The sequence below is a fragment of the Streptomyces cinerochromogenes genome (genome assembly GCF_014648635.1).
GTDB classification, from domain to species: Bacteria; Actinomycetota; Actinomycetes; order Streptomycetales; family Streptomycetaceae; genus Streptomyces; species Streptomyces cinerochromogenes.
In genome coordinates, this window is the sequence record NZ_BMRM01000005.1 from 1 (window position 1) to 13,262 (window position 13,262).

The following is a 13,262-nucleotide window of genomic DNA, read 5'->3' on the forward strand; positions in this document are numbered from 1 at the left end:
ACCGCGACGCCGTCCGCACCCCCATGCAGTGGACGCCCGACCGCAACGCCGGCTTCTCCACGTGCGACCCGGGACGCCTCTACCTCCCCACCATCATGGACCCGGTCTACGGCTACCAGGTCACCAACGTGGAAGCCTCCATGTCCTCCCCGTCCAGCCTGCTGCACTGGACCCGCCGCATGATCGAGATCCGCAAGCAGAACCCGGCCTTCGGACTCGGCTCGTTCACGGAACTGACCTCCTCCAACCCGGCGGTGCTCGCGTTCCTGCGCGAGTACGGCGACGACCTCGTGCTGTGCGTCAACAACTTCTCCCGGTTCGCGCAGCCCACCGAACTCGACCTCAGGGCCTACGACGGACGGCACCCGGTCGAGTTGATCGGCGGGGTCCGCTTCCCCGCCATCGGTGAACTGCCGTACCTGCTCACTCTGCAGGGCCACGGCTTCTACTGGTTCCGGCTCACCCGAGTCGCATCCCGCATCGGCCGCCGCCGCTGACCCGCCCGGCACCGAGGAAAGGACGCGTCACCATGCCGAAGACCATCACCCCCCGACCGCGCACCGCGGCCGGCCTCGACGGGCCCCTGGCCTCGCTGGGCGGGCTGCTGCGCGACTGGCTGCCGAGGCAACGCTGGTTCGCGGGCAAGGACCGGCCCGTCACCGATCTGACGGTGCTGTCCGTGACGGAGCTGTTCCCGGGGTGTCTGCACCTGCTGGTCCACGCCTCGCACGTGCCGGTGCCCACCCCGGGCGGCACCGCCCCGTCCGGGGACTGCTACCAGCTGCTGCTGGGGCTGCGCCCGCACCTCGCGCCGCGACTCGAGCGGGCGTTCATCGGGCGCGCCGTACAGGGTCCGCTGGCCGGGCTCGCGGTGTACGACGCGCTGCACGACCCGCGGTCGGCGCACCTGCTGCTGGAGCGGCTGCGGCATCCCGGCGCGGCGGGTCCGCTGCGCTTCGAGGCGGATCCCGGTGCCCTCCTGCCCGGCGGGCTGCCGCCGCGGCTGCTGGACGCCGAGCAGTCCAACTCGTCGATCGTGTACGGCGACGCGTACATCCTGAAGCTGTTCCGCCGGATCCAGCCGGGCGTCAACCCGGACCTGGAGGTGCCGGCGGCGCTGGCCGCGCAGGGCTGCGCCCGGGTACCGGCGCCGGTGGCCTGGTTCAGCACGACCGCGCCCCGCCCGGCGACGCTGGGGGTGCTGCAGCCCTTCCTGCCGGACGCCACCGACGGCTGGACGCTGGCGCTGCGCGCGCTCGGCGCGGGCGACCACTTCACCGCCGAGGCCCGCGCGCTGGGCCGGGCCATGGCCGAGGTGCACCTGGCGCTGGCCGAGGCCTTCCCGCCGGCCGGGCCGGGCGAGAACGGCCGTACCGCCGAGGCGATGTGCGCCCGGCTGGAGGCCGCCGCGCACGCCGTACCCGGGCTGCTGCCCTTCGTGCCCGGGCTGCGGGCCGCGTTCGGGGCGCTCGCCACGTGCGACACCGGGCCCCCCGCGCAGCGCATCCACGGCGATCTGCACCTGGGACAGGTGCTGCGGGCCGGCCGCGACTGGTTCGTGATCGACTTCGAGGGCGAGCCGTCCCGTCCGCTCGCCGAGCGGTGCGCCCCGCAGTCCCCGGTGCGGGACGTCGCCGGGATGCTGCGCTCCTTCGACTACGCGGCCCGGCAGCGCCGCCCCTGGCGACCCGAGTGGGCGCGCCGCTGCCGGGAGGCGTTCTGCGCGGGCTACGCGGCCCGCGCCGGCTGGGATCCACGCAAGAAGCACGCGCTGCTGCGCGCGCACGAGACGGACAGGGCGGTGTACGAGGTGCTGTACGAGGCGAGACACCGGCCGGACTGGCTGCCGGTTCCGATGGCGGCGATCAAGCGGCTCGCGGTGTGGGGAGGCTGACCCATGGCACTGCGCACCACGCGCCCCGAGGCCGCGGGACCCACGCCGCCCGCGGCCGTGACCCTGGACCCCGCCGACCGCGGCCGGCTGCTGGCCGGCACGCACCATGATCCGCACGCCCTGCTGGGCGCCCACCCGGTGCCGGGCGGCACGCTCTTCCGGGCGCTGCGCCCGAACGCCCGCGCGGTGAGCGTCGTGATCGACGGGGCCCGCACCGAGCTGCGCTCGGAGGGCGACGGTCTGTTCGCGGGCGTGCTGCCGTGCGCACGGATCCCGTCGTACACCCTGCTGGTGGCGTACGACGACGCCGAGCAGGAGGTGCACGACCCGTACCGGTTCCTGCCCGCCCTCGGCGAGCTGGACCTGCACCTGATCCGGGAGGGCCGGCACGAGCAGCTGTGGCGGGCGCTCGGGGCCGAGCCGATGGTCCACGAGGGTGTGGCCGGCACCCGCTTCACCGTGTGGGCGCCCAACGCCCAGGGGGTGCGGGTGGCCGGGGACTTCACCTACTGGGACGGCACCCAGTACCCGATGCGCTCGCTCGGCGCGTCCGGGGTGTGGGAGCTGTTCCTGCCCGGGATCGGCGAGGGCACCCGGTACAAGTTCGAGATCACCGCCCGGTACGGCCACCGGTTCCTGAAGGCCGACCCGATGGCCCGGTGCACCCAGGTACCGCCGGACACGGCGTCGGTCGTGACGGTCTCGCGGTACGCGTGGGGGGACGCCCAGTGGATGGCGCACCGGGGCGACACCCCCGTGCACCAGGCGCCGTTCTCGGTGTACGAGGTGCACCTGCCGTCCTGGCGGCCGGGGGCGACCTACCGCGAGCTGGCGGAGGAGCTGCCCGCGTACGTGAAGGGGATGGGCTTCACCCACGTGGAGCTGATGCCGGTGGCCGGGCACCCCTTCAGCGGCTCGTGGGGGTACCAGGTCACCTCCTACTACGCGCCGATGCCCCGGCTGGGGTCCCCGGACGACTTCCGGTACTTCGTGGACGCCTGCCACCGGGCCGGCCTCGGGGTGATCATGGACTGGGTGCCGGCGCACTTCCCCAAGGACGACTGGGCGCTGGCCCGGTTCGACGGGGACCCGCTGTACGAGCCCGGGAACGCCCTGCGGGCGGAGCACCCGGACTGGGGGACGTACGAGTTCGACTACGGCCGGACCGAGGTGCGCAACTTCCTCGTCGCCAACGCGGTGTACTGGTGCGAGGAGTTCCACATCGACGGGCTGCGGGTGGACGCGGTCGCCTCGATGCTCTACCTGGACTACTCGCGGGACTCCGGGCAGTGGGAGCCGAACGTGTTCGGCGGCCGGGAGGACCTGGACGCGGTGGCCTTCCTGCAGGAGATGAACGCCACCGTGTACCGGCGCTGCCCGGGCGTGGTGACCATCGCCGAGGAGTCCACCGCGTGGGACGGGGTGACCCGGCCGACGGACAGCGGCGGGCTCGGGTTCGGGCTGAAGTGGAACATGGGCTGGATGCACGACTCGCTGCAGTACATCCAGAAGGAGCCGGTGCACCGCAAGTACCACCACAACGAGATGACCTTCTCGATGGTGTACGCCTACAGCGAGAACTACGTCCTGCCGATCTCCCACGACGAGGTCGTGCACGGCAAGCAGGCGCTGGTGTCGAAGATGCCCGGCGACTGGTGGCAGCGGCGGGCCAACCACCGGGCCTACCTCGGCTTCATGTGGGCCCACCCCGGCAAGCAGCTGTTGTTCATGGGGCAGGAGTTCGCCCAGGGGGCGGAGTGGTCCCACACGCACGGCCCGGAGTGGTGGCTGCTCGGCGACGACTACCACTCGGCCGGCGATCACCGGGGCGTGCAGGAGCTGGTGCGGGAGCTGAACACGGTCTACCGGGCGACCCCGGCACTGTGGCAGCGGGACACCGACCCGGGCGGTTTCCGGTGGGTGCTGTGCGACGCGGCGGACGACAACGTCCTGGCGTTCCTGCGGTTCGCCGGCGACGGCGCTCCGCTGCTGGCCGTGTCGAACTTCTCCCCCGTCGTCCGGCACGACTACCGGCTGTGGGTGCCGGACGGGATCGCCGCCTGGCGCGAGGAGCTGAACACCGACGACGTCCGCTACGGCGGCGGGGGCGTGCGCACCGAGGGGCCGGTCAAGCCCGAGGAGGGGGCCCTGCGGCTCACCCTGCCGCCGCTCGCCACCGTCTGGCTCGTCCCCGAGCGCTGAAGGCCGCAGGTGTCGGCGGCCGTCCGAGGGGCAGTCGGGGTCGTACAGACCCACGAATGCCCCACGCGGCACGGACAGAAGGGCGGCACCACGTGCGCACCGTCGGAGTGGAGGAGGAACTCCTTCTGGTCGATCCGGACACCGGCGACCCGAAGGCGCTGGCGGCGGCTGTCCTCGCCCATGCCGCCCAGGACGATCCCGGGCAGGACGTGTTCGAGAAGGAACTGTTCGGGCAGATGCTGGAGTTCGCCACCCATCCGCAGTCGGAGATGGCGGCCCTCGGCGACGAGATCGTGCGCTGCCGCAAGGAGGCCGCCCGGCACGCCGGGCAGATCGGCTGCGGGGTCGCGGCGCTGGCCACCTCGCCCCTGCCGGTCAGTCCCGCCCTCAGCGTGAACGAGCGGTACCAGTGGCTCGCCGAGCGGTTCGGGATACCCACCTGGGACCAACTGGTGTGCGGCTGTCATGTCCATGTGTCGGTGGAGTCGGACGAGGAGGGTGTCGCGGTCCTCGACCGACTCGCTCCGTGGCTGCCGGTGCTGCGGGCGATCAGCGGTAACTCCCCGTTCTGGCAGGGCAGGGACACCGGTTACGCGAGCTATCGCAGCCGGGTGTGGAACCGGTGGCCGTCGGCCGGGCCGACCGAGCCGTTCGGGTCCGCCGAGCGGTACCACCGGCGGGTGGCCGACATGGTGGCCACCGGCGTCATCCTGGACGAGGCGATGGCCTACTTCGACGCGCGGCTGTCGGCGCACTATCCGACGGTGGAGATCCGGGTGGCGGACGTGTGCCTGTCCGCGGAGAGCGCCGTGCTGATCGCCACGCTCTGCCGGGCCCTCGTGGAGACGACCGCCCGGGAGTGGCGGGCGGGCCGTCCGGCGCCCGAACCCGGCGTGAGCCTGCTGCGGCTGGCCGACTGGCAGGCCGCCCGGTTCGGTCTGGAGGAGGACCTCCTCGACCCGGTCACCCTGCGGCCCCGGCCCGCCCCGCTGGTGCTGCGTTCCCTGCTGGAGTACACCGGGGACGCGCTCCAGGAAAGCGGTGACGCGGCCCGCGCCGAGCGGGCCGTCGGCGAACTGCTGCGGACGGGCAACGGCGCGCGGGAGCAGCGCGGGCTGCTGGAGCGCACCGGCAGCCTGCGGGACGTCGTCACCGAGTGCGTGCGGCGCACGCAGGCGTGAGCGGGCCGATCAGAGGATCAGTACCAGGGCGTACACCAGGAAGAAGGCCGCGATCACCACGACCAGCAGCAGGATCAGGGTCAGCGGTGCCTTGGCCCAGCCCCTGCGCTGGACGTGCGGCTCGCGGGGGCCGGCCTCGGGCATACTGCTCTCGGCCGGCGGGGTCTCGCCGGGCGGAACTCCCCCACCTGGTTCCAGGCCGGTCGTGCGCTCGGGTTCCGGATCGGGGTTCACATGGCTCATGCCACCCGAGTCCCCAGGACACGGCCACATCATCAGCCGATCACGATTCTCCGTTCCCGTCACCGAACGCGGTCGCCTGGGCTACATTCGAGCACCGCCGACACCGAGCCGGTCGGCGGAGTGGCCCTCCGTATCCCAGGAGCAGCGCATGCGGGACGTCGCCCTCGCTCCAGCCGTTATCCCGCCGCTCGCCGGCGGCCTCGCCGACAGCGTCTTCGAGCGGGCCGAGCGCGATCCGGCGCTGCCGGTGCTGGCGCGCCGGGCCCGTCCGCCCGCGGCCGGGTGGGACGAGGTGACGGCGGTCGAGCTGCGGGACGAGGTGGTCGACCTGGCCAAGGGCCTGGTCGCCGCCGGGATCTCGCCCGGCCACCGGGTCGCCGTGATGGCCCGGACCCGTTACGAGTGGACGGTGCTCGCCCTCGCGCTGTGGGCGGTGGGCGCCGAGGTCGTACCGATCCATCCGGCTTCCTCGCGCGAGCAGGTCGAGTGGATCCTGCGGGACGCCGGCTGTGTGGCCGTGGTCGTGGAGGACGAGCAGGGCATCATGACCGTCGGCACCGTGTGCACCCGGCTGCCGCGGCTGCGGCACGTCTGGCAGCTCGACGCGGGCGCGCTGCCGGACCTCATGCAGCGGGGCACGGTGGTCTCCTCCACCACCGTGGAGTCGCTGCGGCGGATCGTGCTGCCGGACTCGACGGCGGCCGTCGTCTACACCTCCGGCACCTCCGGCCGGCTGATGGGCTGCGCGCTCAGCCACCGGGGCCTGGCCTACCCGTGCGACACCCTGCTGGCCGGCTGGGCGCACACGGCGGCGCCCCCGGGCGAACAGCCGTCCGTGCTGGCCTTCCTGCCGTTCTCCCACGTCTACGGCATCATGATCATGCTGATGTGTGTGCGCGGCGGGGTGCTGATGGCGCACGAGCCGGAGCTGACCGAGGCGGCACTGGCCTCGGCCCTGACCACGTTCCGGCCGACGTACCTGTACGGCGTGCCGTCGGTGTTCGAGAGGCTCTACAAGACTTTCCTGCGCACCGCCCAACAGGCGGGCCGGGGCGCCCTGTTCGAGCGGGCCGCGCAGACCGCGCGGGAGTTCGCCGCGGCCGAGGAGCGCCGCCGGCTGGGCACCGGACCGGGCCCCGGGCTGGAACTGAGGCTGCAGCACGCCCTGTACGAACGGACGGTGTACCGCAGGCTGCGGGCCGCGCTCGGCGGCCGGGTGGTGCGCGGCACCTCCGGCGGCAGTGCGCTGGGCCGCGAACTGTGCCTGTTCTACGAGGGCATCGGCGTGTTCCTGCACGACGGCTACGGCCTCACCGAGTCCTCCGGCGGGATCACCATGCAGCCGCTGGGCCGGGAGAAGTCCGGGACCGTGGGGCGGCCGCTGCCGGGCACCGAGGTCCAGGTGGCCGACGACGGGGAGATCCTGGTGCGCGGGCCGTCGGTGTTCCAGGGCTACGTCGGCGACGAGCGGGCGACCCGGGCCGCGCTGCGCGGCGGCTGGCTGGCCACCGGGGACATCGGGCGGCTGGACGACGAGGGCTATCTGACGATCACCGGACGCAAGAAGGACATCATCGTCACCAGCGGCGGCAAGAGCGTGGCGCCGGCCCTGCTGGAGCAGCGGCTGCGCATGCACCCGCTCATCCACCAGGCGGTGGTGCTCGGCGACGACCGGCCCTGCGTCGGCGCCCTGCTCACCCTGGACCCGCAGTTCCTCGCGCACTGGCGGGGCACCCTGGCCCTGCCGGGCGACGCCCAGGCCCGGGAGACCCGGGAGGAGAACGCGCTGCGGGAGGAGCTCGCGCGGGCCGTGGCCTCCGCCAACAGCGCGGTGTCCCGCGCGGAGTCCATCAGGGTCTACCGTGTCCTCCAGGAACCGTTCGCACCGGACAACGGGCTGCTCACCCCGTCCCTGAAACTGCGCCGGGACGCCGTCGTGCGGCACTACGCGGCCGAGATCGAGGCGATGTACCAGGCGCGGTCCCGGTCGCGTCCGGTGGTGCAGGAACCGGCCGAGTGGGACGAACCGGACGATGTCTTCCGCTGAGGGGACGTGCCGTTCGGACGGTCGGACCCAGGGGAGACGGATAGCCTGCGCCACTGGGGGAACCCGCAGCGCAGCGAAAGAGATCAGCAACGACGACGTCCTGGTCGCAGGGGCCGCACCGGTCCCTCGCCAGCCGGGGCCCGGGGAATGCGAGATGGTGACGGAGCCGCGCTGGGACGACACACCGCCCTCGGAGGAGAGGTACGAGCGTACGTTCTCCTTCCCCGGGGAGCTGCGCAACGTCACGGGCGCGCGGCTCGCGGCGGAGGAGTTCCTCTGCGCGCTCGCCCGGCACGCACCGCCGGGCGCGCACGAGTACTGGGACGACATCCTGCTGGTCGTGACCGAGCTGGCCGCGAACGCGATCCAGTACGCGCCCGGCCCGTTCGACCTGCGGATGCGCCGCACCTTCGACGGGGTGCACGTGACGATGCGGGACACGAGCACGACCAGGCCGGAGCCGCGTCCCTTCCACCCGCGTACGGGCGGTGGCGGGATCGGCTGGCACCTGGTGCACACGCTGTGCACCCAGGTCAGCGTCGTCGTGCACGAGCGCGGGAAGGACATCCACGCGTTCCTGCCCTGGTGACCGTGTTCGACGGACGGATGTGTGGCGACCGGTTGGTCCGCGCGCGTGTGGGGGCATGCTGTCCCCACGTGCCCCACGTGTTCGTCTGCCTGCCGTACCCGGCTGGCGGAACGGCCGGCGGCGCGGTGGGATCGGAGTCGGCACAGCGATCCGGGGCAGGCGAACGGCGTGGAGCCGGACCGCCTGGAGGCGCAGAAAGGGATGGACACCGTGACACGACCCAGGATCCTGGTGGTGGGCGCCGGCTTCGCCGGAGTGGAGTGCGTCCGCCGCCTGGAGCGGAAACTCACCCCGGACGAGGCCGACGTCACGCTGGTGACGCCGTTCGCCTATCAGCTCTATCTGCCGCTGCTGCCCCAGGTCGCCTCCGGCGTGCTCACGCCGCAGTCGATCGCCCTGTCGCTGCGCCGCAGCAAGAAGTACCGCACCCGGATCATCCCGGGCGGCGCGATCGGCGTCGACCTGAAGGCGAAGGTGTGCGTCGTCCGCACCATCACCGACAAGATCGTCAACGAGCGCTACGACTACATCGTGCTGGCGCCGGGCAGCGTGACCCGCACCTTCGACATCCCGGGCCTGACCGAGCACGCCTTCGGGATGAAGACCCTCGCCGAGGCCGCGTACATCCGTGACCACGTCATCTCGCAGCTCGACCTGGCGGACGCCAGCGACGACCCGGCCGAGCGGGCCGCGCGGCTGCAGTTCGTGGTGGTCGGCGGAGGCTACGCGGGCACCGAGACGGCGGCCTGCCTGCAGCGGCTGACGCACGCGGCCGTGCAGCGCTACCCGCGGCTGGACCCGGGGCTGATCAAGTGGCATCTGATCGACATCGCGCCCAAGCTCATGCCGGAGCTGGGCGACAAGCTCGGCCGCAGCGCGCAGGAGATCCTCAAGCGGCGCGGCGTCGAGGTCTCGCTGGGTGTGTCGATCGCCAAGGCGGGCCCGGAGGAGGTCACCTTCACCGACGGCCGGGTGGTCCCGACGCACACCCTGATCTGGACGGCCGGTGTGGTCGCGAGCCCGCTCATCGCCACCCTCGGCGCGGAGACCGTCAAGGGCCGGCTGGCCGTCACCCCGGAGATGTGCCTGCCGGGCGAGGACGGGGTGTTCGCGCTCGGCGACTCGGCGGCCGTGCCGGACCTGGCCAAGGGTCAGGAGGGCGCGGTCTGCCCGCCCACCGCGCAGCACGCCATGCGGCAGGGGAGGAAGGTCGCCGACAACGTCATCGCGACGCTGCGGGGCCAGCCGATGCAGCCGTACGTGCACAAGGACCTGGGGCTCGTCGTCGACCTCGGCGGCAAGGACGCGGTGTCCAAGCCGCTGGGGGTCGAGCTGCGCGGGCTGCCCGCGCAGGCGGTGGCCCGCGGCTACCACTGGTCGGCGCTGCGCACCAATGTCGCCAAGACCCGGGTGATGACCAACTGGCTGCTGAACGCGGTCGCGGGCGACGATTTCGTCCGCACCGGCTTCCAGGCCCGCAAGGCGGCCCGGCTGAAGGACTTCGAGTACACGGACGCGTACCTGACGCCGGAACAGGTACGGGCGCGGGTGGAGGGCACGGACGTCGCCCCCTCCTGATGTGACGCGGATCACCGGGAGGCCGCCGATCATTCTCCGTCCGGCCGGCGGTCTTCTCCGGTGACCAGGAAACGTCACAGGAGGGACACCCGGTATGAGCGAGAAGGCCGTGAAGGGCCCGGCGAGCTACTTCCCGTCGATCGAGAAGAAGTACGGCCGCCCCGTCGGCGAGTGGCAGGAGCTGATCCGCTCCTCACCCCTGACGAAGCACATGGAACTCGTCGCCTGGCTGAAGTCGGAGCACGGGCTCGGCCACGGGCACGCGAACGCCCTGGTGGCCGCCACCCTGGCCGAGAGCCGGTAGTCCGCACCCGCGTGCGATGCTGGGTCGGAGATCCATTTCCGACACGGGAGAGAGCGCGGCGGCGTGAGAACAGCGGGACGGTCGGGACGGGTACGGATGTGGGACCGGCTCGCGGCGTCGGACCCCGGGCTGCTCCGGCTCACCGCGGGGCTGCGCACGGTCGCCGCGATCGCCCTGGCCCTCGCCGTCCTCGCCGCGCTGCGCGTCCCGGTGCCCCAGCTGGTCGCCGGGGCCATGGCGGCGATGGTCGCCACCTTCGCCGTCCGGGAGAAGCAGCGCGGCCCGCAGGCCGTCACCCTCGCGCTCGGCCTGCCGGTGGCGCTGGCCTCGGTGTCACTGGGCACGCTGCTCAACCAGCGGGTCGTCGTCGGCGACCTGTTCTTCGTCGTCCTCATCTTCTGCGCCGTCTACGGCCGCCGGTTCGGCGACCGCGGTACGGCGCTGGGGCTGATCGGCTTCCAGATCTACTTCCTGTCACTGTTCGTGGGCGCGGCCCCGTCCGCGCTGCCCGCGCTGTACGGCGTGATCTGCGTGGCGTTCGCGTGCAGCGCCGCCGCCCGGTTCGCGCTGCTGCCGCAGACCCCGGCGGGCACGCTGGACCGGTTGCGGCGGGCCTTCAGGGCCCGGCTCGCCCAGCTGCTCGCCACGCAGGCCGAGTTGCTGGACGCCGGCCCCGAGGACGCCGAGAAGGTACTGGAGGACCTGCGCGAAGGCACCGCACGGCTGCACGAGGCGGCGCTGATGATCCAGGGCCGGCTGGAGGACGGCGTCCTGGACCCGGCGGTGGCCCGGCTGCTCCAGCGCCGGATCGCGGACGCCGAGATCGCCGCCGAGCGGCTCGGGCTGCTGCTGCTGACCGCGCGCAGTGCCCGCCGCACCGACACCCTCACCCTGCATCTGCCCGGCGCCCCGTTGCCCTCCGGGGTGGAGCTGCCGGTGCGGGACGAGGCGGCGGACGCGCTGCGCCGGGACCTGGGGGCGCTGCGGCTGCTGATGCTGCGCCCCGCCGGGGAGGCGTCGGGCACCGCGCTCGCCCAGGTGCGCAACCGGCTCCTCGGTTACCGCGAGGAGGAGAACCTGCCCGCGGCCTCCCCTGCCGTGCAGGACGTCTTCCGGGGCCTCGGCGAGGCCGCCCGGGCCTCGCTCGGCCTGCGGGTCGCCCTGGAGGGGCCGCAGGACGAGTCCGACGACACCCCGGCGACCGCCCGCTCACGGGAGGAGCTGGAGGCGGAGGACGCCGCGATCGAGGTCAGCGAGGAGCGCGAACCGGAGGAGCCGGAGCCGGCCGGCCTGCAACGGCCCACCACCCGGGCCGCTCTCCAGGTCGCCGTCGGCTCCTCGCTGGCCATCGCCGGGGGCGAGCTGCTGTCCAGCCAGCGCTGGTACTGGGCGGTGCTGACCTGCTGGATCGTGTTCCTGAACACCGCCTCCACCGGCGAGATCCTGGTGAAGGGCTACCGACGGCTGCTGGGCACGGTGCTGGGCGTGGTGGCCGGCATCGGGCTGGCCGGGCTGGTCGGGCACCACACGTGGACGGCGTTCGCGCTGGTGCTGCTGTTCATCTTCGCGATGTTCTACACCGCTCCCCTGTCGTACACGCTGATGTCGTTCTTCGTGACGGCCATGCTCGGGCTGCTGTACACCCTGCTGAACACCTACAGCATGTCGGTGCTGGTGCTGCGGATCGAGGAGACGGCGCTCGGCGCGGCCTGCGGGGTGATCGCGGCGGCCGTCGTGCTGCCGATCCACACCGACCGCCGCACCAACGACCTCCTCGTGGCGGTCCTCGACCGGCTGGCCGAGGTGACCCGGGGCGCCGTCGACCAGCTGAGCGGCGGGGCGGGCGGCGACCTGGTGGAGCGGGCGCGCGAGCTGGACCAGGCGCTGGCCGACCTGCGCGCGGCGACCCAGCCGCTGACCCATCCGATCACACCGCTGCGCTCACGCCGGGACACGGCCCGGTACGTGGTCGCTCTGCTGGAGACCTGCGCGTACCACGGGCGGTCCCTCGCGGCCACGGCCGAGCTGCTGCCGACGCATCCGTCGATCGCGGCGGATCCGCGGCTGCGCGGGGCGTGTGCGCGGATCGTGCACAACATCGAGGCGATCGCCGCGCACGTCAGGGACCCGCGGGCGGACGCCGGAATCGAGACCGGCCCCAGCATCGCGTCGATGCTGGAGCCGGGCACCCTGCGCACCCCGCGCTACGGCCGCGTGACCGACCGGGTGCTGCGTCACCTGCAGCGGCTGGACGAGGCCGTCTCCGGTCTGGCCCGCCCGCTGGGCGTCGCCGGCGGGCCGGCCCAGCCGCGGGGGTGACCGCTCACCGCGGGTCGGCGGAGCCGGGGCGGCGGCTGCCGAGCACCTCGTCGCGGACCCGCGCGCAGCTGCGGCTGATCAGCCGGGAGACGTGCATCTGGGAGATGCCGAGCCGGTCGGCGATGCGGCTCTGGGTCATGTCCTCGAAGAAGCGCATGTAGAGGATGGCCCGCTCACGCTCGGGCAGCCGGCGCAGTCCTTCCTTGGCGGCCTCGCGGTCGACCACGACGTCGTAGGAGGTGTCCGTGGCACCGAGGGTGTCGGCGAGGCTGTAGCCGTCGTCGCCGGCGGAGAGTTCGGCGTCCAGCGACAGGGTGCTGAAGCTCTCCAGCGCCTCCAGGCCGGCGCTCACCTCCTCCTCGCTGAGGCCGGTGTGGGCGGCGATGTCGGCGACGGTGGGTTCGGGACTGCCGGGGTTCTGGGTGAGTTCCCGCCGGGCCACCCGGACCCGGTTGCGCAGTTCCTGCACCCGGCGCGGCACCCTGAGGGCCCACATCCGGTCGCGGAAGTGCCGCTTGACCTCACCGGTGATGGTCGGCACGGCATAGCTCTCGAAGGCACCCCGGGAGGGGTCGAAGCGGTCGATGGCCTTGACCAGGCCGAGCGCGGCCACCTGGCGCAGGTCCTCGACGGACTCGCCGCGGTCGCGGAACCGGCCGGCGATCCGGTGGGCCATGGGCAGCCAGGCGGTGACGAGTTCGTCTCGTACGGCGTCCCGCTCGGGACCGTCCTCCAGCTCCGCCAGTCGGACGAACAGCTCGGCGGTGTCGGGAGCGTCGTCGTGGTTCCGCCGGGCGGGCGCCGCGGCGGCGGTGGTGGCGGTCGTGCCGGGACGGCTTGTCGACATGTCGGTCAGCATGCGGAATCGCTCCTGAACGTGGTTTCAGGGCACGGCCGGAACACAG

The 13,262-nt window shown here is 73.0% G+C and carries 11 protein-coding genes; 9 read left to right on the top strand and 2 right to left on the bottom strand.

The genetic code is table 11. The features are described from left to right. The 4 genes from IEZ20_RS11135 to IEZ20_RS11150 form a co-directional block, all read left to right on the top strand. Positions 1-497 (top strand): alpha-glucosidase C-terminal domain-containing protein (locus tag IEZ20_RS11135; RefSeq protein ID WP_189297080.1); only part of this gene is annotated, 497 nt, incomplete at its 5' end. Positions 498-529: 32 nt separating this feature from the next. Beyond that, positions 530-1,894 (top strand): maltokinase N-terminal cap-like domain-containing protein, encoded by a 1,365-nt coding sequence (locus tag IEZ20_RS11140; RefSeq protein ID WP_189297082.1) that lies wholly within the window; start codon positions 530-532, stop codon positions 1,892-1,894. Positions 1,895-1,897: 3 nt separating this feature from the next. After that, positions 1,898-4,096 (top strand): 1,4-alpha-glucan branching enzyme, encoded by a 2,199-nt coding sequence (gene glgB, locus IEZ20_RS11145; RefSeq protein ID WP_189297084.1) that lies wholly within the window; start codon positions 1,898-1,900, stop codon positions 4,094-4,096. 92 nt (positions 4,097-4,188) lie between these two features. Continuing rightward, a complete protein-coding gene (locus IEZ20_RS11150; RefSeq protein WP_189297086.1) occupies positions 4,189-5,277 on the top strand; it encodes a glutamate--cysteine ligase 2 in 1,089 nt (362 codons plus the stop codon). Between the two features lie 9 nt (positions 5,278-5,286). On the opposite strand, the gene IEZ20_RS11155 is transcribed toward IEZ20_RS11150, so the two are convergent. After that, positions 5,287-5,520: a DUF6480 family protein gene (locus tag IEZ20_RS11155; RefSeq protein WP_132790337.1), complete on the bottom strand. Its 234-nt coding sequence runs from the start codon at positions 5,518-5,520 to the stop codon at positions 5,287-5,289. Between the two features lie 148 nt (positions 5,521-5,668). On the opposite strand from IEZ20_RS11155, the gene IEZ20_RS11160 reads away from it, so the two are divergent. The 5 genes from IEZ20_RS11160 (at position 5,669) to IEZ20_RS11180 (ending at position 12,357) form a co-directional block, all read left to right on the top strand. Then, positions 5,669-7,567, top strand: coding sequence for an AMP-dependent synthetase/ligase (locus tag IEZ20_RS11160; RefSeq protein ID WP_189297088.1), 1,899 nt, complete (start codon positions 5,669-5,671; stop codon positions 7,565-7,567). A gap of 154 nt (positions 7,568-7,721) precedes the next feature. Beyond that, positions 7,722-8,156 (top strand): ATP-binding protein, encoded by a 435-nt coding sequence (locus IEZ20_RS11165; RefSeq protein WP_189297090.1) that lies wholly within the window; start codon positions 7,722-7,724, stop codon positions 8,154-8,156. Between the two features lie 201 nt (positions 8,157-8,357). Beyond that, the gene (locus IEZ20_RS11170; RefSeq protein ID WP_189297092.1) at positions 8,358-9,734 is read left to right on the top strand and encodes an NAD(P)/FAD-dependent oxidoreductase; all 1,377 of its coding nucleotides are present in this window, start codon (positions 8,358-8,360) and stop codon (positions 9,732-9,734) included. A gap of 94 nt (positions 9,735-9,828) precedes the next feature. Continuing rightward, complete coding sequence (locus IEZ20_RS11175; RefSeq protein WP_189297094.1) at positions 9,829-10,038, top strand: DUF4287 domain-containing protein; 210 nt, start codon at positions 9,829-9,831, stop codon at positions 10,036-10,038. Between the two features lie 96 nt (positions 10,039-10,134). Then, positions 10,135-12,357 (top strand): FUSC family protein, encoded by a 2,223-nt coding sequence (locus tag IEZ20_RS11180; RefSeq protein WP_189297789.1) that lies wholly within the window; start codon positions 10,135-10,137, stop codon positions 12,355-12,357. Between the two features lie 4 nt (positions 12,358-12,361). Here the strand turns inward: IEZ20_RS11180 and IEZ20_RS11185 are convergent, their stop codons facing one another. Then, positions 12,362-13,216: a SigB/SigF/SigG family RNA polymerase sigma factor gene (locus tag IEZ20_RS11185; protein WP_189297096.1), complete on the bottom strand. Its 855-nt coding sequence runs from the start codon at positions 13,214-13,216 to the stop codon at positions 12,362-12,364. Between the last annotated feature and the right edge of the window lie 46 nt (positions 13,217-13,262).

Excerpts from the sequence above, each read along its gene's own strand:
- glgB (WP_189297084.1), top strand. The coding sequence starts at position 1,898 with ATGGCACTGCGCACCACGCGCCCCGAGGCCGCGGGACCCACGCCGCCC.
- IEZ20_RS11165 (WP_189297090.1), top strand. The coding sequence starts at position 7,722 with ATGGTGACGGAGCCGCGCTGGGACGACACACCGCCCTCGGAGGAGAGG.
- IEZ20_RS11155 (WP_132790337.1), bottom strand. The coding sequence starts at position 5,520 with ATGAGCCATGTGAACCCCGATCCGGAACCCGAGCGCACGACCGGCCTG.
- IEZ20_RS11140 (WP_189297082.1), top strand. The coding sequence starts at position 530 with ATGCCGAAGACCATCACCCCCCGACCGCGCACCGCGGCCGGCCTCGAC.
- IEZ20_RS11160 (WP_189297088.1), top strand. The coding sequence starts at position 5,669 with ATGCGGGACGTCGCCCTCGCTCCAGCCGTTATCCCGCCGCTCGCCGGC.
- IEZ20_RS11185 (WP_189297096.1), bottom strand. The coding sequence starts at position 13,216 with ATGCTGACCGACATGTCGACAAGCCGTCCCGGCACGACCGCCACCACC.
- IEZ20_RS11170 (WP_189297092.1), top strand. The coding sequence starts at position 8,358 with ATGGACACCGTGACACGACCCAGGATCCTGGTGGTGGGCGCCGGCTTC.
- IEZ20_RS11175 (WP_189297094.1), top strand. The coding sequence starts at position 9,829 with ATGAGCGAGAAGGCCGTGAAGGGCCCGGCGAGCTACTTCCCGTCGATC.
- IEZ20_RS11180 (WP_189297789.1), top strand. The coding sequence starts at position 10,135 with ATGTGGGACCGGCTCGCGGCGTCGGACCCCGGGCTGCTCCGGCTCACC.